This is a genomic window from Sulfurimonas crateris (genome assembly GCF_005217605.1).
Taxonomy (GTDB): domain Bacteria; phylum Campylobacterota; class Campylobacteria; order Campylobacterales; family Sulfurimonadaceae; genus Sulfurimonas; species Sulfurimonas crateris.
This window is the reverse complement of the sequence record NZ_SZPX01000007.1, coordinates 72,818-91,311: the sequence shown is the minus strand read 5'-3', so window position 1 is coordinate 91,311 and position 18,494 is coordinate 72,818. Positions and strand designations below refer to the sequence as shown.

The following is an 18,494-nucleotide window of genomic DNA, read 5'->3' as shown; positions in this document are numbered from 1 at the left end:
TTATGAATAAAGAGCAAATCACACTTAAAACTATTTTTGCTCTTATTTTAGATAAAAAATCTCCTCTCATATATGGGCAGATTGTAACTATACTTGCCATTCTTGTAAGCATACCTGTCCCTCTTATGCTTCCTGTAATGGTTGATGAAATCCTTTTAGAAAAACCTTCTTACTTTGTAGGAAGCATTAACTATCTCTTTGGAGAGACATCCCCTTTTTACTATATAGCCATAGTTACATTTGCTGTTATTTTCCTGCGTTTTATCTACTATGCTCTTAGTGTTGTCATTACAAAGATTTTTACCAAAATATCAAAACATGTAACCTTTATGGTGCGAAAAAAGCTGCTTCTGCATCTAAAGTCAGCCTCAATGAATGAGTATGAAACTCTTGGAAGCGGTGCAATTACGTCAAATTTGATTACTGATGTAAACACGCTTGATAATTTTATTTTAACAAGTACTAGCCGTTTTATCTCATCTGTTTTAACATTGGTTGCAGTTGGTGTCGTCATGATCGCAATAGATCCCCTCTTGGGCATATCTATCTTGATTATTCAGCCTCTAATTATGTTAATTAGTAAAAAGATGTCAAAACGAGTAGGCTCTCTTAAAAAAGAGGAAAATCAAGCAATTGAGAAATTTCAAAACACTTTGGGGGAAACTCTAGAGCTTTATGGGCAGATAAAAGCAAGTAATAAAGAGAGCTATTTCTTTTCAAGTACAGTAGATGATGCAAAAAATATTCAGATAACATCAAACAGATATGAGTACAAAAGTGTTGCCTATGAAAAACTATCCTACACTATATTTTTAATAATGTTTGAGCTTCTAAGGGCTTCTGGTATTCTCTTGGTTGCATATAGCGATTTAAGTATAGGTATGATGTTTGCAATGTTTGGCTATATCTGGTTTATCATGACCCCTGTTCAAGATATACTCTCAATGCAGTATAGCTACTCCTCTGCTATGGCTGCGCTTAAGAGATTAAACAAAATACTAGATTTAAAAAGTGAAAAAACAGGAAGTAGTCGTATAGATTCACATGATGTGGATATATCTCTAAAGGATTTAAACTTCTCATACGCGAATGATAAAAATGCTCTTGAGAATATCACTCTTGAAATAAAACATGGCTCAAAGATTGCCTTTATTGGAGCGAGCGGAAGCGGAAAAACTACGCTTGCACAAGTTATTGCAGGTTTTTATGAAAAAAATAGCGGCTCTCTTACGTACAATGGCATAGAGACAGAAGATTTAGACAAAACATCTCTGAGACAAAAGATATTTTTAGTCCTTCAAATGCCTATACTTTTTAATTCTACTCTAAGATTTAATATAACTATGGGAGATGAGAGTGTTAGTGATGAGGAGATATATGCGGCTCTAGAGATAGCTCAACTAAAAGAGATGCTTGAGGGAATGAAAGATGGACTAGACACTATAGTAGGTCATCATGGCATAAGACTCTCAGGCGGTCAAAGACAACGCTTAAGCATTGCAAGAATGGTCATAGCAAATCCAAGTGTCGTTATTCTTGATGAATCTACTTCAGCGCTGGATGCTCACACAGAGGCAAAGCTTCATATTGCCATTAAACCGATACTAAAAGATAAAACAGTAATAACGATAGCCCACAGATTAAGTACGGTTAAAAATGCGGATATGATCTATATACTAGACTCGGGAGCGATAGTTCAAAAAGGAACACACGAAGAGCTAAAAGATGAAGAGGGACACTATGTTGAGTTTATTAAGAATCAGCTATTATAAATAAACGCAGAGAGTTCTGCGTTTAAAAAACTATTTCTGAGGGACAACGTACATGTTGTAGTAACGGCCTTCAAACTTAGGCTCTTTATCCATAACCCCAATATCTTCAACCATAGGCCAAATTCTCAAAAGAACCTCTTTAGCAGCTTCCGGATTAGCCATCTCACGACCTCTTAGAAATACGCGGAATTTTACATGTTTGCCTTGCTCAAGAAACTCTCTTGCGTGTTTAACTTTGTATGCAATATCATTTTCTGCAATTTTAACAGAGAGCTTGATCTCTTTTACATCGATCTTAACCTGATTCTTTCTCTGCTCTTTTTGTTTTTTCTCTTCTTGATACTTAAACTTACCGTAATCCATAATCTTTGCGACAGGAGGCTTTGCATCCGGAGCGATTAAAACCAAATCTAAACCCAACTCATTTGCTTTTTCCATAGCTTCATCAATTGAAATTATTCCTAAAGATTCTGCTCCATCTACATTACAACGCACTTCCGGTACACGAATATCGTCATTCATTATGACACGGTCTTTTTTGTTCAAAAATTTACCTCATTTATTTTAGTTTGTATAAGCGATAGAAATTCACTCTCGCTTAAGTTATATTGTTCTCTCGTTCTTCTGTCACGTATTGCGACAGTTCGAGACTCAACCTCTTCATCCCCTATGATCGCCAACATTGGCACCCTACTCTTTTCCGCTGTTCTGATTCTTTTGTTTAAAGAGTCATTTTTGGAGTAGATCTCACTATCTGCTCCCAGATCGATCAGTTTATCTGCCAACTCTTTTGCATAATCGTTGTGCGCAGCGGCGATTGGAACGATTGCAACCTGAGTCGGTGCGATAAACATTGGGAACTCCCCAGCGTAATGCTCTGTTAATATACCAATAAAACGCTCAAACGAACCTAAAATTGCTCTATGTATCATTACTGGCTGGATTTTGTCATTATTTTCGCCGTTATACTCAAGCTCAAATCTCTCAGGCAGGTTGAAATCGAGCTGAATCGTTCCGCACTGCCACTCTCTGCCGATCGCATCTGTTATCTTGATGTCGATTTTTGGACCGTAAAAAGCTCCGCCGCCCTCATCTATCTCATAAACAAGTCCGTTTTTATCCATTGCTTTTTTAAGAGCCTGTGTAGAAACTTCCCATACTTCGTCACTTCCAACTGCTTTTTCTGGTTTTGTAGAGATCATCATCTTATAATCAAACTCAAAAGTAGACATGATCTTATCTACAAAATCAACTACTTCTATGATCTGCTCTTCTATCTGGTCTGCTCTACAGAAGATGTGCGCATCGTCTTGTGTAAACTCACGAACGCGGAAAAGCCCGTGAAGTGCGCCCGTCATCTCGTGACGGTGAACCACGCCGTACTCAAAATATTTAAGAGGCAGGTCTCTGTATGAGTGCAGATCCTCCTCATATACTTTAATATGACCGACACAGTTCATAGGTTTTACACCAAACTCTATCTCATCAATATTTGTAAAATACATATTTTCGCCGTAGTTCTGGTAGTGCCCAGATGTCTTCCAGAGGTCACTTCTTAACATCTCAGGTCCACGTACCGGCTCATAACCGCGTTTTCTGTGTGCTTTAAAGAGAAGCGATTCTAGTCTTGAGCGAAGGCGTCCGCCTGCAGGAAGCCAGATAGGAAAACCGGCCCCGACCTCTTCGCGGAACGTAAACATCTTCATCTCTGCACCGAGTTTGCGATGATCACGCTTCTCAGCCTCTGCCATCATATCAAGATAGGATTTTAGAGCCTCTTTATCTGCAAACGCTATACCGTATATACGAGTCAGCATCTCGTTTTTAGAGTCTCCACCCAGATAAGCGCCTGCGATCTTCGTAAGTTTAAAATATCTGATAAGTCCTATATTTGGAAGGTGCGGACCGCGACACAGGTCTTCAAATTCACCCTGCTTATAGATAGAGACTGTGTCACTCGGAATGCGCTCCATAACTGTAAGTTTTAGATGGTCATCTTTGAACTTCTCTTTTGCCTCGCTCATAGAGATCTCATACTTCTCTATCTCATACTTCTTTTTAGCGAGTGATAACATCTCTTTTTCTATCGTTTTAAGGTCGCCCTCACCTATCTCTTCTTTAGTTTTAAAGTCATAGTAAAAACCCTCTTTAACAGTAGGTCCTACAAAGAACTTTGCATCTGGGTAGAGTGATTTTATGGCTTGGGCCATAAGGTGTGCCGTTGAGTGGCGAAGAACATCCAAAGATTCAGGCGAGTTGTCAAGATGAATCTGCTCACCCTCAAAACCCTTCTCTTTGGCAGTCTGTAAGTCTATTATCTCTCCGTTATGTTTTATTGCGATTGCATTCAAAATTTCTATTCCTATCTATCTGTTTATTATTTTCTGCCTCACTAGAGGCAAGCTTCAGTGCCTAAGCGGCTAGCGTAGCAAGATGGGCTTTGCTCATATTGCGTACAAATCATTAGATCTCTGTCTTTAAAACTGCTCCGTTTGAAGCATTTGAGACCAAAAGCTGGTAGCGTTTAAGCCACTTTGATTTAACATCATTTTTATGAGGCTTGTAGTTCTCTTCTCTTTTTGCTATCTCTGCATCGCTAACATTTAGCTGCAGGATATGCTTATCAACATCAAGCTCTATCTCGTCACCATCTTCTATTAGAGCTATCAAGCCACCCTCTGCAGCTTCAGGAGAGACATGCCCGATACTCGCACCTTTTGTTGCCCCGGAGAATCTTCCATCGGTAATAAGTGCAACGCTCTCGCCTAGACCCATACCTTGAATAAGTGCAGTAGGCGCTAACATCTCCTGCATTCCAGGACCGCCTTTTGGGCCCTCATAGCGGATTACGACAACGTTGCCCGGTTTTACTTTATGACTCATTATGCCCGCAATTGCCTCAGGCTGAGAGTTAAAGCAGATAGCCGTGCCCTTAAACTGTCTCATACTAGGCTCGATACCTGCGGTCTTTACAACCGCGCCCTCACGAGCAAGGTTTCCAAAAAGAATAGACAAACCGCCGACTTGAGAGTAAGCATTTTCATTTGTATGAATGATGTTCTCGTCTAATATCTTCGCATCTTGAATGCGCTCACCAAGTGTTTCGCCCGTTACTGTAGGATTGTCAAGATGAAGCAGTCCGCCTCTTCTGCTTACCTCTTTCATTACCGCATTTACACCGCCTGCACGGTTTATATCATCCATATGAACAGTTGTTAATGATGGAGATATCTTAGCAATATGCGCTACATTGTCGGCAATATGGTTGATCTTCTCTATAGGAAAATCAACGTCTGCCTCTTTTGCAATTGCTAGCATATGAAGAACAGTATTTGAGCTTCCTCCCATTGCCATATCAACTACAAATGCGTTGTGAACAGCTTTTTCGTTCAGAACATTTTTCAAGTTGTACTTGCTGTCATCTGCCTTTGCCATCTCGACAATTCTCTTAGCCGCTTTTTTAACGAGCTCTATTCTTGCTGGAGTCATCGCTAAAATAGTACCATTACCAGGTAGTGCGATACCCATTGCCTCACAAAGAGTGTTCATAGAGTTTGCCGTAAACATCCCCGAACAGCTTCCGCCGCTTGGACATGCGTTACACTCTATGTCATAAAGTTCTTCATCACTTATCTTCCCCTCTGCATGCTCGCCAACCGCTTCAAAAGCAGTAGCAAGATCGATCGGAGTACCATCTTTTTTATGTCCTGCAGGCATTGGACCGCCAGAGACAAAAACGGTCGGAACATTAACGCGAAGTGCGCCCATTATCATACCTGGAACGATCTTGTCACAGTTTGGGATACATATAAGAGCATCAAGTTTGTGCGCGTTCATAACCGTCTCTATAGAGTCTGCAATGATCTCACGTGAAGGAAGCGAGTAGAGCATTCCGTCATGCCCCATCGCTATACCGTCATCGACACCTATAGTGTTAAATACAAATGGAACCCCGCCGGCTTCGCGAATCGCCTCTTTTACGATCTCACCATATTCGTGAAGGAAAAAATGACCCGGGATGATATCTATATAACTGTTCGCTATTCCGATAAACGGTTTGTCAAAATCTTCATCCTTTAACCCCGTCGCACGAAGTAGTGAACGGTGAGGAGCCCTGTCAAAGCCCTTTTTTATAGTATCACTTCTCATTAAAATCCTTCATATTTTAGTCGCTGTATCTTATTATTGGTGCGATTATAACATTTTTTTGAGATTTTTTTATAAAAACTCTTTACAAACAAAAATAAAATGGCTATAATTCCGCTCACTTAAAATTAAGTGTACAAGTTGCGGGAATAGCTCAGTGGTAGAGCACAACCTTGCCAAGGTTGGGGTCGCGAGTTCGAACCTCGTTTCCCGCTCCATTTATTTTAAATTATTAACTGTTAAAAAAACACCCATCACGCCCGGGTGGCGAAATCGGTAGACGCAGGGGACTTAAAATCCCCCGGTAGCAATACTGTGCCGGTTCAAGTCCGGCCTCGGGCACCATTGATTTTATATGTTTTTGACTGGTGCCATCGCCAAGTGGTAAGGCCGCAGCCTGCAAAGCTGCTATCCCCAGTTCAAATCTGGGTGGCACCTCCAGTTATTAACTTAAAAATCTTTTCAACTATAAACGTGGATCTTTGGCAGAGTTGGTCGATTGCACCGGTCTTGAAAACCGGCGAGGGTTATACCTCCCAGAGTTCGAATCTCTGAGGGTCCACCACTACAATCCCCTATTTTACTTACTTTCAAGCTTTAAGAATTCATTAGGTCTCATCCTAGGTCTCGTATATCATATTAAACTTGTCTATAATCACTCTCTAAACTTAAATAATTCATCACTTACATACAATATATATACTGCTAATCAAGCAATGCAGAGTTTCACGAAGTGAAAAAGCATTGATTCAACAAACGATAGTGCGTTAGGACTTAGACAGTGTATCTAACCTCTTATACAAGTGATTGTAGGCTCTTTTATTGCAAGTCTACATCTTTATATGTATTGCCTATTATAAAGGCTATGGGGGATATATGAGGTTCTGTTAATACAATATATGCCTCGAATATTTCTGACCCATTTTTTGACTTTATACTATAAATTCTTCTCTATGCTTTTCAAAATACTCACTTAACTCTGCCACAGCTATTTTCATATCTTTATTTGGATATACATAACTCATTACTTCTTTAAATAGCTTTTCTCTTTTAGTTGTTATTGGTAAGTATTTCAAAACAAACATACTTATAAACCCCATCACAATTTCTTTCTTAAAGTGATGGTTATTGAACCTTAATTCTCTCGCATAATCTATTATAGGTGTTGTTTGCTTTTCATCAGGACGAGGAAATATCATATAAACATCCATAAATGCCTTTTCTTTTTGGCTACCACTAATTTCTAAGTCATCAACCAATTTCTTTAGCACATTTATTATTATTGGCTGAATTTCATCTCCACTTACATCATCTTGGCAGTAAGCTATGTTAGCTAATATAAATATTATTGGCTTTATATCTTCACTTGATATTACATCATTATTACTATCGTATTCATTAGCAAGGTGAGTAGAATCCTCATCTGTATCTAAAATATTTTGATGGATATTAGATACGGAAACTTTATTAGAACGACTAATATATGCTATAGTAACACCAAACAGTAATTCTGCATAAGTAACTATAGCCCAAAATATTCCAAATTTAAAAGCCCATACAATAGGTATAATCAATAAAAATCCATAAACCATACTTCCCTTAGGAAATATCTTACCAACTACAAAACCAATTATTGTAAATATTATGAAATATTGAAGCATTTCACCTTAATCCTTTTTGTATCATATCTTCAACAATACTAAAATCGTCATCAAGAGTATCTGCAAATTCTTTAGCTAATATTTTAGGATTTATTTTATCATCGTATGCTAATTTAAAATTTGTTTTTCCAAGTAAATCAAAGTATGAAATGCCGTCATCTGATATAAATAATTGATTATGATGATTTACAGCTTCTTTCTTTAGTAGGTCAAACCATTCGTCATAATTAATATTCTCTGCTACATCCAATAATTTAATTTCATTGACGCTTGTATTATATATTTCAGTGAAAAAATCCTTATTATCATCTATAAAAGGGATATTCTTACCATCACGCAGCATAGTCAATTTAATTTCAGCCAAAAAAGATAGTATAAATATCCTACTATCATCATTATTATTATTTTTTTCACTAGAAATTGCCCTTATAATACAGTATAGTGCTTGCAAATAAGAATGGTTGTTTTTTAAAGCAGTATTCAATTCCAATGCAGATGAAGACATAAGCCAATGTATGTAAAATTGCCTTGTATTTCCATGCATAAGTTTTTCACTTGTATTAGGATTTATATATTTTTCTAAATATTTTTCTACACTTAGCACTTCGTTACAATATGATTTTGCTTCTACTACTTCATCAATTCTATCATTTAAAATAAATTCTTCAATTTCTTTCTCAGCAGGTGTTATTTCTCTATTATTTAGATAAGCAACACATTGCTCATATATAGCTTTATCTTTATGATTTGGATAATCCAGTTTTACTATATTATTTTCAACTTCGTAACCAAGTATACCAAGTGCAAAAATTGTAACTTCTTTAAGAAATCCATCTTCTGGAAAAGATGTTTTTGTTAATGAATTCAATAAGCATAACATTGCGATAAAGTGGCTCTGTGCTCTTACTCCATCATCTGAACCATCAAGATATTGCAAGTTTATCGAATATGTAAAATCCACACATTTATCAACCTCATCTCTTAGCTTGGATAGTTCTATTAAATCAATAGACCGACCAAGTGTTATTTCTGCAGCTTTTTTATAAGCAGGGTTTAAATATGCCTTTACTGCAAATTTAAGCTTTTTACTATTCAAACCTTTAAATAATCCAAACAAATTAATCCTTCCTATAGACTGTCAATCTATGGATTGTTGTGAAGATATGTTATCTAATGTATTATTAACGGTAAATTAACCTATAGGAAGTTATGAGTGTTTCTAAGTAATGCATCAGAAGAAGAGATAGAGTTGTTACATAAACACATATCTAAAAATGTGAAGCATTACAGACTAGAAAGAGAGATGAGCCAATTAGAACTTGCTCTTACTATTGGTTTGAAGTCTGGTGCTTTCTTTGGTAATGCAGAAAACAATACTAATTACAAACACTTTAATATAGAACATATATACAAAATATCTAAAGCTTTAAATATTCCAATAGCTAAATTTTTTGAACCAGTAGAAGATAGCTAATATTTCTATTTATCAGACATAACACAAAAATGATGACTGTAAATCCAATAAACTACTTCAACAAACTAGCACAATCAACTAAATGACTTTTTAACTTATCTTCTTTGACATTAATATCATTAGTATTTTCATAATAGAAACACTTCTTATAGTTCTCTTTATCGTTGTAAATCATTTTCCAAAAAGCATCAGGAACAGCTATCTGGTTCTTACCTATCCTGAGTGGATTTAAGCTATATACAACACCATTTAAGACACTAACACTACCAAGTCTGCTATACTTCTTTCAAGTTCTTCAGCCTTAATCCAAGTCTTTTGATTAACATTTGGTGCTTGAGGTATTATGTTCGCCATAGTATAAGTTTTAACTACTTCCTTTTCATCATAATCAAATGAAGCATCACTAGCTAAGTGTCCTCTATCATACCCTGAGTTAGTATAATCTTTATTATGACCTCTGTATAGATTAGGTAAGTTTTTCTCTGTATAGAACTTTGAACGCTTCTTGACATTAACAGCATTTACTTTATTGCCATTAAGCTAACAAATATTTTCAAGAATCCATCATCATATCTATATTGACAACTATCAATAAGTTCTTCCCCCAAAAAAGTTATTATGCCACTAAAAAATCAAGGTAAAAAATGTCAAATATTAAAGAATTTATGACTCAGGATCACAAAGAGTGTGATGAGATTTTTGCACAGATGGAAGACGCTGTTGCTTCTAAAAGCCAAGATGCTTTATCAAAGTTTGAAGCATTTGGGGACTCTCTGACAAACCATTTCAAGATGGAAGAGATGGTTCTGTTTCCTATGTTTGAACAAGAGACGGGAATGACTCAGGGTCCGACACAAGTCATGGTAATGGAACATGAGCAGATGAGAGAGTTGCTCTCTAAAATGCAAAAGGCAGTAGAGCTCAATGACAATAAGCGGTTTTTCGGTCTCTCCGAGACACTTATGATATTAATGCAGCAGCACAATATGAAAGAGGAGCAGATGTTATACACGATGATTCAGCAGCACCTTGGCAACGATGCCGACCATATTATTTCGCGAATGAGAAGCATTACCCGCTAAGTGGTTAGATGCTTTAGGTTTTAATTCACCTACAGTTTACTAACCTTACCTACAATTATAAAAAGCTAAATAAGCAAGCAGATAAAGGGGAAGCAGATCATGGAAAAAATCTCCATCTTAACAAAGCGTTCTATCTTTTTAATATTTTTAGCCTCCAGTGCGGCAAACCCGCTATTCGCGTCAACAGTCTATATATACTCCGCTTCTGAGCGTCAGCAAGAGAGATCTGTTACTCATAAAGATATTCAAGATCTCTTGATCTCCAAAGGTTTAGAGAATAGCATTGCTGTAAAAAAGTCTCATGCACTCTTTAAAAATAATCAAAATATCAACCTAAAACTTTCACATCTCTGCAAAAATCCAAATCTTGCACTCTCTAGAGACAAAGTGATCGAAGCATTTGCAAAATATGCACTTTTTAACAAAGAGTGCGATATGAACTCCTATGACTCCCTTGTAGGCTTTGTTCAGAGCATATCTCCAAATCTTAACCAGAGACAGCTTAGCGCCATCAAAGAGATAGTTAAACTCTAGCTTTAACTTTTATGTAAATCTATTTAGTTATAGTACCCATTACAAAAAAAAGGAGAACAGATGGCTATTAGTAACAATCAAGTAGTTTCTATGGAATATGAAGTAAAAGTGGAAGGAAATGTTGTTGATAGCAATGTTAACCAAGAACCGTTAGAGTTTACATTCGGCTCAGGACAGATCATCCCTGGCTTAGAGTCTAGAATAGCAGAGTTAAGTGAAGGCGAATCGGCTTCTATCGTAGTTCCTGCAAGCGAAGCTTACGGAGAGTATAACGAAGAGGCGATGCAAAGAATCCCAAAAGAGCAGTTTGAAGGCATAGAGCTATCAATCGGTCTTCCTCTTCAAGGTCAAGGACCTGATGGCAACCCGATCCAAGTTGTCGTAAAAGATATCCTAGATGACGAAGTGCTTATTGACTTCAACCATCCATTGGCTGGAAAAGAGTTGAACTTCGACGTTAACATCCTCTCAGTAAAGTAAAGAGCACAGGCTCTTTACATTGACAACCAGCTTCTAAATATCTACTATTTTTAAATAAAAAAATCTATCTTCTAAAATTAAACCCCTATAAAATCAAATGTGCTATAATTCGAATATAAAATGTTATTTTTATTATAACAATATAGGATATTTGAATGCATGAACCCTATTTTAAAAACATACAAAAAGATATTCTCTCTTTTAAAGAGTATTTAGAAAAACACAATATGACGATCGATAAGACAAACAAGATGTTTCTTGATCTTATCTTAGATATTTTGGAGTACTTCGGCACAGAAAACCCAGATAAACTGGATGAACTCTGTGAATACAACATATTGACAATGAGAAAAGAGTTTGAGAATGTTATATATAAAACATCGGTCAGCGAGAAGGTAGAAGCGATTCTTTTGACATTTTTTCTTCGCATTGCAAAAGAGATGGATGTCAAATATAAAAAGATAGAGAACGAATCTCTTTCAAAACTCTACTCTCTTATAAACTCAAAAGATTATAAACTTCCAAGCTACATAAAGAGCCAAAAGGTCTTTGCCCTGGATGCAATGCCTGAAAATATAAGAAGAATGCTGTCTCTAAAGTAGTTGATATATTATATATCAAAGAGAGTGCCCTTAAATTATCTCCGCTTCTATTTCCATATATCCTCTTTTACTACAACGCTTTTATCATCATCGATAATTGTGAGTTCAAAGTCGCTGATATTGCACTGCAACTCCATTGCTCTCTTAGCCAAAAGCTCTAAATCTCCCTCTATATTGAGATAACGAACAGAGAGGTTTTTGAAACGCCCAAGAGTGCTTTGCATCTGCTTCCACCACGCCAAAGCGCTTCCCTCTTGGTACATGTAGATAATAACTTTCTCAGAGCGTCCGCACGCTTTTCTGATCCGTTTTTCATCCGGCTGACCCAAATCTATCCAGAGTTTTATATCGCCATTAAGAGCTTTTTGCCACAAATCCGGCTCATCATCTTGTGAAATACCTTTGGTAAAGAGCAGATTTTCATCTGCGTTTAACATAAAAGCAACCAGCTTTATCATTAGGCGCAACTCCGTTTCTGATGGATGTTTGGCAAGAGTGAAATTATGCTCTGCGTAATAGTTGCGATCCATATCTGCAACATTTAGCGAAGCTTTGTAAATAGTCGCGTTAGCAGCCATAATTTTCCTTTTCTCGATTCTTTTTGTAAGAGAGTATGCGGCAATAGAGAACAATCCCATAAAAGGTCTATATTCTCCAGATAAATTAGATTATCCTGTCGCTTCCGCCGTCTATTGCGACTTGGGAGCCTGTTGTTTTTGCAAACGCTCTTCCCGCCATTGCACATACTAGTTCTGCAACATCATCTGATCTTATCTCGGTTTTGAGCACATTGTTCGTTTTGTACTCCTCAACGCTCATGTTATAGGCTTTTGCGCGATTAGCCAAAACTTCCTCCGTCCATATAGCCGTGTCAAATACAGCGTGCGGGTGAAGCGTGTTTACGCGCACTCCAAACTCTCCAAGCTCTAACGCGGCAATACGTGCAAGCTGTGTCTGCCCCGCTTTTGCCACCGAATAAGCTGCCGCACCTTTTCCGGGAGCTGGAAAGTTTTTAGAAGCGACCATAATAACCGTTGCATCAACGCCAAGTTTTAAAAACGGTGCAGTATATTTGATAAGTTTTTGGTGCGAAGTAAGATTTATATCCATACTTCTTTGCCAATTCTCATCGCTCAGGCTATCAAGATTTTCACTTGGCGTAAAGATGCCTGCATTGCTTACAACTATGTCGATACCGCCAAAACTCTTAACTGCTCTCTCTATTGCATTTTGAATATCATTACTACATGTTAAATCACATTTCACGCCGATAGCATCGCTCTTTGCAAAGATTTTCTCAACTTCTGGGTTGATGTCAAGAGCCATAATTGCAGCGCCTCTAGAGTTTAACATCTTTGCGATTGCAAGCCCTATTCCGCTTGCCGCTCCCGTTACAACTGCAACTTTTCCGCTAAACTCAGGCAATTTTCCGCCGACTTTTAGCTTTGCCTGTTCAAGCGACCAGTACTCAACTTCAAAGATATGTTGTGCACTTAGAGCTTTGTAACCGCCAAGTTTTTCGGCTTTTAGTATCGCTTCAAAGGTGTGGTCGTTTATATCTTTGATGATATTTGCCTCTTTTGCATTTGCACCAAAAGAGAGCGCCCCGCCTCCTTTTAAAATCGCAAAATTAGGTGCGGGATTTAGAAGAGTCTCCGTGGTTTTATTTGCCTCAAAGTACTCTTTATACTCTTTTATATACTCTGCCAGATCTGCTCTAAAGTCATCATATAAAATAGCGGGGACTCTCTTTGTTCTTATAACATGGTCAGGTGTAAGAGGTCCTTGCAGACCGATCTTTTCAACATTCTGCCTTGAAAAGTGGAGTGCCAAGTCGCTCTCGTTTAAGATAGAAATAGTCGCTTTGCCTTTTAGATTCGAGACCTCTTTGCGGATTTTTGCCAAAGTTAGAAGCTCTAAAGAGACGTCAGATTTTTCTACATTCAGAGTTGCACCCTTAGCCTCAAGATACCTCTCGGCTCTATCCACAAGCTCTATCGTCTTCTCGTAAGATTTCTTTGCATCATCGCTAAATGTAAAGAGTCCGTGATTCATAAGAACCATCCCCTCCAACTTGCTCCAATCAACATCTCTCGTCATATCGTAGATAAGTTTTGCAAGAACAAAACCTGGCATAATGTATGGAATAACCAAAACACTCTCACCGTAAAGCTCTTTGATTTTATCTTCGCCGCCCTGCGTGTTTGTAATGGTTACAACAGCATCGGTGTGCGTGTGGTCAACAAATTTAAAAGGGATAATCGCATGCAGTATCGCTTCAACTGATGGGTTTGGAGCAGATGGGTTTGTCATGGCAAGTCTTTGATATTTAACCATATCGGTATCGCTTAACTCTTTTAACTCCGCCATTTTCAGAAGCATATCCATCTTTACGGGCGCAAATCCCTCCGCCTCTATAGTTGCCAAATCCCAGCCGCTCCCTTTGACATAGAGTATATCTTCAACATCGCCAAAAAGGTTTGTAGCAGTTGATTTTACAGATGTGTTTCCGCCGCCGTGAAGAACCAAAGAGGCATCACGCCCAAGCAGTCTTGAGGTATAAACTCTCAGATCTAAGTCGCTCTTAAATTTGCTTGCTTCTTCATTATCCCATAAACTTGTCAAAATATTATCCTCTAAATTTTTCTTGAATTTTATCGAAATCTGCCTCGCAAACTCCTCTGTTTGTTATAAGCCCTGTTATAAGTCTTGCCGGAGTTACATCAAAACCGTAGTTTATAGCCGGAGAATCCTCAGGAGTTATACGCACTTCACGCACCACTCCTTCGCTATCCACTCCTTTTATAAATCTAACCTCATCAGCGCTTCTCTCTTCGATGGGAATCCCTTTTACGCCGTCTCTGATTTCAAAGTCAAAAGTTGATGTCGGAATTGCAACATAAAAAGGGACGTTGTTATCGTGTGCAGCGAGTGCCTTTAAGTATGTTCCTATCTTGTTTGCCACATCACCGTTGGCACTTACTCTGTCCGCCCCGACAATCACCATATCCACCATTCCGTGCTGCATAAGATGTCCGCCCGTATTGTCGGCTATGATTGTATGCTTTATGCCGCTTTGGGAGAGTTCCCATGCGGTGAGTGAGGCTCCCTGATTTCTAGGTCTGGTTTCATCAACCCACACATGAACGTCTATTCCTCTTCTTTGTGCCTCATAGATGGGTGCAAGCGCCGTTCCCTCATCTATAACTGCCAGCCAGCCTGCATTGCAGTGAGTTAAAATATTTATCTCTGTTTTACCGCTCTTTTTTAAAATATCTTCAATGATGTTACAGCCGTACTCTGCTATCTTTTGGCTCTCAAGCGCCTCTTCGTCGTTTAGCTTTATGGCTGCTTCTCTTGCATCATCTACTAAATCATCCGAATCTTTTAAAAGCTCCATCATCCTATCAACTGCCCACATAAGGTTAACCGCTGTAGGGCGGGACTCTCTTATCAAAGCGGCTTTTTCTTTGAGCGCTTCATAATCTCCCTCGACCTCAATCGCGGCTATATAGATCCCAAATGCCGCAACGCTGCCGATAACTCCAGCACCGCGAACTGTCATATTTTTTATCGCATTTACGACTTCCTCGGTATTTGTAAGGTGTCTTGTGTCATAGACAAACGGGAGCTGTCTCTGGTCAATCACCTCCAGACACTCATCAAAAAGGTCATCATTTAACCATAACGCTTTGTAGTTACCCTGCATTTTTCATTATCTCCAATATCTCATCTATGCTCTCAATCTTGTCGTACTTTATTACAAACTCTCTGGCAATTTTTAGAGCCATCCTCTCAGCCTCGGCCCTAAGAGCCTCATCCTCGATCCCTCTTATCTCCTCTACTCCCGCAACGCCGTAAACTCTTCTAGCCATCTTACAGCCTGCAAATCCGACACTATCTCTTAAAATATTTTTTACAAATCTCTCTTTGTATTTTTTCAGTGATACCTCATCAAGGTAGCCATCTACAAGTAGAGCGGACTCTTTTGATTCGCTCCAAAAGCTTAAAAACTTCTCGCTAAACTTCTCTAAAACATCTTTAATGGTTGCCAAAAGCCAGCTCTTGTAATCCTCATCTTTTGTAACAACACTGTGATGGATGTAGTTGTTCACCAAGTTAGCCAAAAGAGCTCCGACATCAAAACCAAAAGGACCCACAAATGCAAACTCAGGGTCTATTATGTAGGTCTCATTCTCATTTATCATAATAGAGCCTGTATGCAGGTCCCCGTGCAGCAACGCATCACTTTGCGTCATAAATTTATATTTGAGCTCCAACACCTTCTCTTTAAACTCCATGTCCGAAAAAAGTTTTTGTGCATCAGGATTGTTCTCTACGTTCTCATTATCGTTTGTCTCATGGTCCATAAAAGGAAAACTAAAAACAAGATCTTCGGTCAGTTTGCACAGCTCCCTGTTGCCGTTGAATCTCTCTACGAGCTCTCTTTTTTGAGCACTGCTAAGGTACAGAGATGAAGTATAGTAGAGCGTAGCAGCCATATATGCAGATATATGATTGCTAAAGTTTTTATATTTTATTTTCTCAATCAGCCCTTTTCGCATAATTATATGGCTATCTAGATACTCCATAACGACTAAGCTCATCTCTTCGCTGGCATGATAAATATTTGGTATAAAATTTGGAAATATGCTGTAAAACTTCTGCAGAGCCCTTATCTCGTACGTCATTCTCTCTCTTGTAAGGGAGAACTCTTCGCCCACACATCTAAGATATGGAACGGCTTGTTTTACGATAAGGCTCTTTTGCGGATCTTGTGCAGAGCTTACTCTGTAGACATAGTTAAGATTCCCATCCCCTATCTCATCGGCTATCAGATCATCCGAACCAAAGTAGGTTATTATCTTTTTTATGTTTAATATATACTCTACTACGGTTGTTTTATCCAGCTTTTTATAATCCATATTTTTCCTCTTTATTTAAAAAATTGTATCATAATTCACTATTATTTCGCCACGATAAGGTTTTATGATGGGCTGGACTTGTCAACATGATTATAAAGGGTACTGTAAGCTTATAAAAAAGGAGTGTGTTCCCGGAATGAAGGGGTGCATACTCAAAAGCAGCGACTACACTTTTAGCACCGGCAGTTTTGAAGAGGACAAAAAGTTAAAAGAGGAGGAAAAAGAGACCCAAGAGATCGATTTTGCGGCACTGGCAAGAAGCAATTAATCCCAAAACTCAAGCGGATTTGGATGCAAAAAAGTATAGTCAAGTTCTTTGATTATCTTGCCCGACAAAACTCTTCTCTTTGTAAATCCGCTAAAAGTTCCTATATCTGAGCCATATTTTTGACTGTTCTTTTCATGGATCTCTTTTCTTGTAGGGTGCTGTGGTGCCACAAGGTTATAAATTCCTCTATCAACACCCATCTTTAGAGCTTTTTTCACAATATTTATAACATCATCCCTATGGATGTAGTTGACAAAACCGTCACTAAAATCGGTAGCGCTCTTCCATCTTCCAGCAACCCTGTCTTCTCCCATAAGTCCTCCGAGCCTAAAAATAAGAACTCTCTCTTTTAAACCCAGCATCAAATCTTCTGCATCTTTTATAAGAGAGCGTTTGGTGATCTTAGCGCTCTCACCCACGTCTGAGTCAAACTCTCTGTAGATGGATGTCGAACTCATTAGGATTATTTTAGATGAGGGTTTTGTAAATGCGGCTATTTTTTGAAGTGTCTCTAGGTAGTTATCTTTCGTGTTTATAGCGATTATAATAGTGTCGCGCTGCCAAAAAGAGTCATCCTGCCATGTGCTCTCTCTTTTGAAGCACTCAACATCGTAACTTCTCTTTAGCTCAAGAGCCAGAGGCTCTCCAAGCCAACCGCATCCGACAATACCGATACTCTCGCTCATCACTTTTTCTTGTTAATGTTATAGCTCTTCTTGATCGCTAGCATCTCATAGATCGATACACTCTCACCCGCTTCTTCAATAAGCTTGTCGGTATCGCTGTACTCGCCCTTCATACTCTCGATCTCTTTGTAGCCTTTTGGCTTGATCTCGCTCATTGCCAAGTTTATGCCCGCTGCCCAAAACAGAACTATCATCAGCCAAACTGTCTTCTTCGCACCCGCATAAACGCCGATAAAGTGAAAAGCTATACTAAGAAGTACAGCTACTATAAGTATTACTGTAAGACTCATCTTGTTAAATGTTCTCCTCTTGGTTTCATCTCTATATCAGTTCCCTCAATCATCTTGTCGCCCAGCATTCGCACGCCCATTGTTCCAAGTACCATCAGACCCGAAATAGCCAACAAAAAAAAGATCGCAAGTCCATACCGCTTAAGCGCCTCTTTCATCTGTTATTTACTCTTATTCTCATCTAGAAGGTCAGAGTGCATACCTGTCCACTCTATACATCTAGAGGTGTGAAAATCTCTCTCGTAGTCGCTGTTTTTAAAGAGATGATCCTCTACGCTCCAGCCCATCTCTTTAGATATAAGCACGGATCTTGAAGCTGTTCTACGCATCTTGTTTTCACAAACAACTGTATCACCGTTGTTAAACATAGCTTCTACATTATGCATTCTTGAAGTTGTAAGGCTGTAGTGAGCCCCTATCATTATGGCAAGCAGAAGAGATACAGAGATCATCCCTTTTTTAAATGCGCCCTTTGGCAGAAAATCTCTGGTTGTCACTATCGCCGTGACAACCAGTATGAAAATAGCTATTATTATATACGCACCCTCTAATTCAAAGAAAAGTCTCATCTTGG

Annotated in this window: 20 protein-coding genes, 4 tRNA genes and 2 pseudogenes; 11 read left to right on the top strand and 15 right to left on the bottom strand. The window is 38.5% G+C overall.

Translation table 11 applies throughout. The features are described 5' to 3' along the window. The first annotated feature begins 2 nt into the window (after positions 1-2). Positions 3-1,772: an ABC transporter ATP-binding protein gene (locus tag FCU45_RS09555; RefSeq protein ID WP_137014679.1), complete on the top strand. Its 1,770-nt coding sequence runs from the start codon at positions 3-5 to the stop codon at positions 1,770-1,772. 30 nt (positions 1,773-1,802) lie between these two features. On the opposite strand, the gene infC is transcribed toward FCU45_RS09555, so the two are convergent. The 3 genes from infC to ilvD all read right to left on the bottom strand — a co-directional run bounded on the left by infC (position 1,803) and on the right by ilvD (position 5,921). Then, on the bottom strand, positions 1,803-2,294 hold the full coding sequence (gene infC / locus FCU45_RS09550; protein ID WP_137014927.1) for a translation initiation factor IF-3: 492 nt from the start codon (positions 2,292-2,294) through the stop codon (positions 1,803-1,805). Positions 2,295-2,314: 20 nt separating this feature from the next. Next, positions 2,315-4,123, bottom strand: a complete 1,809-nt coding sequence (thrS, locus tag FCU45_RS09545; RefSeq protein ID WP_137014677.1) for a threonine--tRNA ligase — start codon at positions 4,121-4,123, stop codon at positions 2,315-2,317. A gap of 112 nt (positions 4,124-4,235) precedes the next feature. After that, the gene (ilvD, locus tag FCU45_RS09540) at positions 4,236-5,921 is read right to left on the bottom strand and encodes a dihydroxy-acid dehydratase (protein ID WP_137014675.1); all 1,686 of its coding nucleotides are present in this window, start codon (positions 5,919-5,921) and stop codon (positions 4,236-4,238) included. A 140-nt stretch (positions 5,922-6,061) separates the two neighbouring features. Between ilvD and FCU45_RS09535 the strand changes: the two genes are divergently transcribed. From FCU45_RS09535 to FCU45_RS09520, 4 genes are all read left to right on the top strand, one after another. After that, positions 6,062-6,136: transfer RNA gene (locus FCU45_RS09535), tRNA-Gly, on the top strand. Positions 6,137-6,176: 40 nt separating this feature from the next. Next, a tRNA-Leu gene (locus tag FCU45_RS09530) sits at positions 6,177-6,263 on the top strand. A gap of 22 nt (positions 6,264-6,285) precedes the next feature. After that, positions 6,286-6,359: transfer RNA gene (locus tag FCU45_RS09525), tRNA-Cys, on the top strand. Between the two features lie 35 nt (positions 6,360-6,394). Continuing rightward, positions 6,395-6,483: transfer RNA gene (locus tag FCU45_RS09520), tRNA-Ser, on the top strand. Between the two features lie 367 nt (positions 6,484-6,850). Here FCU45_RS09520 and FCU45_RS09515 read toward each other — a convergent pair. Next, positions 6,851-7,579 (bottom strand): hypothetical protein, encoded by a 729-nt coding sequence (locus tag FCU45_RS09515; RefSeq protein ID WP_137014673.1) that lies wholly within the window; start codon positions 7,577-7,579, stop codon positions 6,851-6,853. Between the two features lies 1 nt (position 7,580). Beyond that, positions 7,581-8,696, bottom strand: coding sequence for a hypothetical protein (locus FCU45_RS09510; RefSeq protein ID WP_137014671.1), 1,116 nt, complete (start codon positions 8,694-8,696; stop codon positions 7,581-7,583). Between the two features lie 96 nt (positions 8,697-8,792). On the opposite strand from FCU45_RS09510, the gene FCU45_RS09505 reads away from it, so the two are divergent. Then, positions 8,793-9,053: a helix-turn-helix domain-containing protein gene (locus FCU45_RS09505; RefSeq protein ID WP_137014669.1), complete on the top strand. Its 261-nt coding sequence runs from the start codon at positions 8,793-8,795 to the stop codon at positions 9,051-9,053. A 52-nt stretch (positions 9,054-9,105) separates the two neighbouring features. Here the strand turns inward: FCU45_RS09505 and FCU45_RS11915 are convergent. Together FCU45_RS11915 and FCU45_RS11910 are read right to left on the bottom strand one after the other, a co-directional pair. After that, positions 9,106-9,309 (bottom strand): annotated as a pseudogene (locus tag FCU45_RS11915) (DNA/RNA non-specific endonuclease); the annotation flags it as partial. After that, a pseudogene (locus tag FCU45_RS11910) lies at positions 9,303-9,578 on the bottom strand (DNA/RNA non-specific endonuclease); the annotation flags it as partial. The pseudogenes FCU45_RS11915 and FCU45_RS11910, both read right to left, overlap by 7 nt. A 119-nt stretch (positions 9,579-9,697) precedes the next feature. On the opposite strand from FCU45_RS11910, the gene FCU45_RS09490 reads away from it, so the two are divergent. From FCU45_RS09490 to FCU45_RS09475, 4 genes are all read left to right on the top strand, one after another. After that, positions 9,698-10,135, top strand: coding sequence for a hemerythrin domain-containing protein (locus FCU45_RS09490; RefSeq protein ID WP_137014667.1), 438 nt, complete (start codon positions 9,698-9,700; stop codon positions 10,133-10,135). 99 nt (positions 10,136-10,234) lie between these two features. Continuing rightward, the gene (locus FCU45_RS09485; RefSeq protein ID WP_137014665.1) at positions 10,235-10,669 is read left to right on the top strand and encodes a hypothetical protein; all 435 of its coding nucleotides are present in this window, start codon (positions 10,235-10,237) and stop codon (positions 10,667-10,669) included. A gap of 60 nt (positions 10,670-10,729) precedes the next feature. Beyond that, on the top strand, positions 10,730-11,149 hold the full coding sequence (locus FCU45_RS09480; RefSeq protein ID WP_137014663.1) for an FKBP-type peptidyl-prolyl cis-trans isomerase: 420 nt from the start codon (positions 10,730-10,732) through the stop codon (positions 11,147-11,149). Between the two features lie 155 nt (positions 11,150-11,304). After that, positions 11,305-11,751, top strand: coding sequence for a hypothetical protein (locus tag FCU45_RS09475; RefSeq protein ID WP_137014661.1), 447 nt, complete (start codon positions 11,305-11,307; stop codon positions 11,749-11,751). A gap of 47 nt (positions 11,752-11,798) precedes the next feature. On the opposite strand, the gene FCU45_RS09470 is transcribed toward FCU45_RS09475, so the two are convergent. The 4 genes from FCU45_RS09470 to mtnK all read right to left on the bottom strand — a co-directional run bounded on the left by FCU45_RS09470 (position 11,799) and on the right by mtnK (position 16,676). Beyond that, positions 11,799-12,329 (bottom strand): YaeQ family protein, encoded by a 531-nt coding sequence (locus tag FCU45_RS09470; protein WP_137014659.1) that lies wholly within the window; start codon positions 12,327-12,329, stop codon positions 11,799-11,801. 85 nt (positions 12,330-12,414) lie between these two features. Continuing rightward, the gene (locus FCU45_RS09465; RefSeq protein ID WP_137014657.1) at positions 12,415-14,376 is read right to left on the bottom strand and encodes a bifunctional aldolase/short-chain dehydrogenase; all 1,962 of its coding nucleotides are present in this window, start codon (positions 14,374-14,376) and stop codon (positions 12,415-12,417) included. A gap of 4 nt (positions 14,377-14,380) precedes the next feature. Continuing rightward, positions 14,381-15,460: an S-methyl-5-thioribose-1-phosphate isomerase gene (gene mtnA / locus FCU45_RS09460; RefSeq protein ID WP_137014655.1), complete on the bottom strand. Its 1,080-nt coding sequence runs from the start codon at positions 15,458-15,460 to the stop codon at positions 14,381-14,383. After that, entirely contained in the window at positions 15,450-16,676 is a 1,227-nt protein-coding gene (mtnK, locus tag FCU45_RS09455) for an S-methyl-5-thioribose kinase (RefSeq protein WP_137014653.1), read from the bottom strand. The genes mtnA and mtnK overlap by 11 nt, the downstream gene beginning before the upstream one ends. Positions 16,677-16,743: 67 nt before the next feature. Between mtnK and FCU45_RS09450 the strand changes: the two genes are divergently transcribed. Continuing rightward, positions 16,744-16,944 (top strand): hypothetical protein, encoded by a 201-nt coding sequence (locus FCU45_RS09450; protein ID WP_137014651.1) that lies wholly within the window; start codon positions 16,744-16,746, stop codon positions 16,942-16,944. On the opposite strand, the gene FCU45_RS09445 is transcribed toward FCU45_RS09450, so the two are convergent. Genes FCU45_RS09445 through FCU45_RS09435 form a run of 4 tightly spaced genes read right to left on the bottom strand, consistent with a single transcriptional unit; the run spans position 16,941 to position 18,489 of the window. Next, the gene (locus FCU45_RS09445; RefSeq protein ID WP_137014649.1) at positions 16,941-17,630 is read right to left on the bottom strand and encodes a Rossmann-fold NAD(P)-binding domain-containing protein; all 690 of its coding nucleotides are present in this window, start codon (positions 17,628-17,630) and stop codon (positions 16,941-16,943) included. The genes FCU45_RS09450 and FCU45_RS09445 overlap by 4 nt on opposite strands. Continuing rightward, a complete protein-coding gene (locus FCU45_RS09440; protein WP_137014647.1) occupies positions 17,630-17,920 on the bottom strand; it encodes a hypothetical protein in 291 nt (96 codons plus the stop codon). Before FCU45_RS09440 ends, FCU45_RS09445 begins: the two co-directional genes overlap by 1 nt. Then, positions 17,917-18,078 carry a hypothetical protein gene (locus tag FCU45_RS11620; protein ID WP_170175854.1) on the bottom strand — a complete coding sequence of 54 codons (162 nt, stop codon included), beginning with the start codon at positions 18,076-18,078 and terminating at the stop codon, positions 17,917-17,919. Before FCU45_RS11620 ends, FCU45_RS09440 begins: the two co-directional genes overlap by 4 nt. Before the next feature lie 3 nt (positions 18,079-18,081). Then, a complete protein-coding gene (locus tag FCU45_RS09435) occupies positions 18,082-18,489 on the bottom strand; it encodes a hypothetical protein (protein ID WP_137014645.1) in 408 nt (135 codons plus the stop codon). Positions 18,490-18,494 lie beyond the last annotated feature (5 nt).

Bases quoted from the DNA above. Each gene is read 5' to 3' on its own strand.
- mtnA (WP_137014655.1), bottom strand. From the start codon at position 15,460: ATGCAGGGTAACTACAAAGCGTTATGGTTAAATGATGACCTTTTTGAT.
- infC (WP_137014927.1), bottom strand. From the start codon at position 2,294: ATGAATGACGATATTCGTGTACCGGAAGTGCGTTGTAATGTAGATGGA.
- FCU45_RS09445 (WP_137014649.1), bottom strand. From the start codon at position 17,630: ATGAGCGAGAGTATCGGTATTGTCGGATGCGGTTGGCTTGGAGAGCCT.
- FCU45_RS09440 (WP_137014647.1), bottom strand. From the start codon at position 17,920: ATGAGTCTTACAGTAATACTTATAGTAGCTGTACTTCTTAGTATAGCT.
- ilvD (WP_137014675.1), bottom strand. From the start codon at position 5,921: ATGAGAAGTGATACTATAAAAAAGGGCTTTGACAGGGCTCCTCACCGT.
- FCU45_RS09435 (WP_137014645.1), bottom strand. From the start codon at position 18,489: ATGAGACTTTTCTTTGAATTAGAGGGTGCGTATATAATAATAGCTATT.
- FCU45_RS09490 (WP_137014667.1), top strand. From the start codon at position 9,698: ATGTCAAATATTAAAGAATTTATGACTCAGGATCACAAAGAGTGTGAT.
- FCU45_RS09485 (WP_137014665.1), top strand. From the start codon at position 10,235: ATGGAAAAAATCTCCATCTTAACAAAGCGTTCTATCTTTTTAATATTT.
- mtnK (WP_137014653.1), bottom strand. From the start codon at position 16,676: ATGGATTATAAAAAGCTGGATAAAACAACCGTAGTAGAGTATATATTA.
- FCU45_RS09475 (WP_137014661.1), top strand. From the start codon at position 11,305: ATGCATGAACCCTATTTTAAAAACATACAAAAAGATATTCTCTCTTTT.
- FCU45_RS09555 (WP_137014679.1), top strand. From the start codon at position 3: ATGAATAAAGAGCAAATCACACTTAAAACTATTTTTGCTCTTATTTTA.
- FCU45_RS09515 (WP_137014673.1), bottom strand. From the start codon at position 7,579: ATGCTTCAATATTTCATAATATTTACAATAATTGGTTTTGTAGTTGGT.
- FCU45_RS09480 (WP_137014663.1), top strand. From the start codon at position 10,730: ATGGCTATTAGTAACAATCAAGTAGTTTCTATGGAATATGAAGTAAAA.
- FCU45_RS09470 (WP_137014659.1), bottom strand. From the start codon at position 12,329: ATGGCTGCTAACGCGACTATTTACAAAGCTTCGCTAAATGTTGCAGAT.
- FCU45_RS11620 (WP_170175854.1), bottom strand. From the start codon at position 18,078: ATGAAAGAGGCGCTTAAGCGGTATGGACTTGCGATCTTTTTTTTGTTG.
- FCU45_RS09450 (WP_137014651.1), top strand. From the start codon at position 16,744: ATGGGCTGGACTTGTCAACATGATTATAAAGGGTACTGTAAGCTTATA.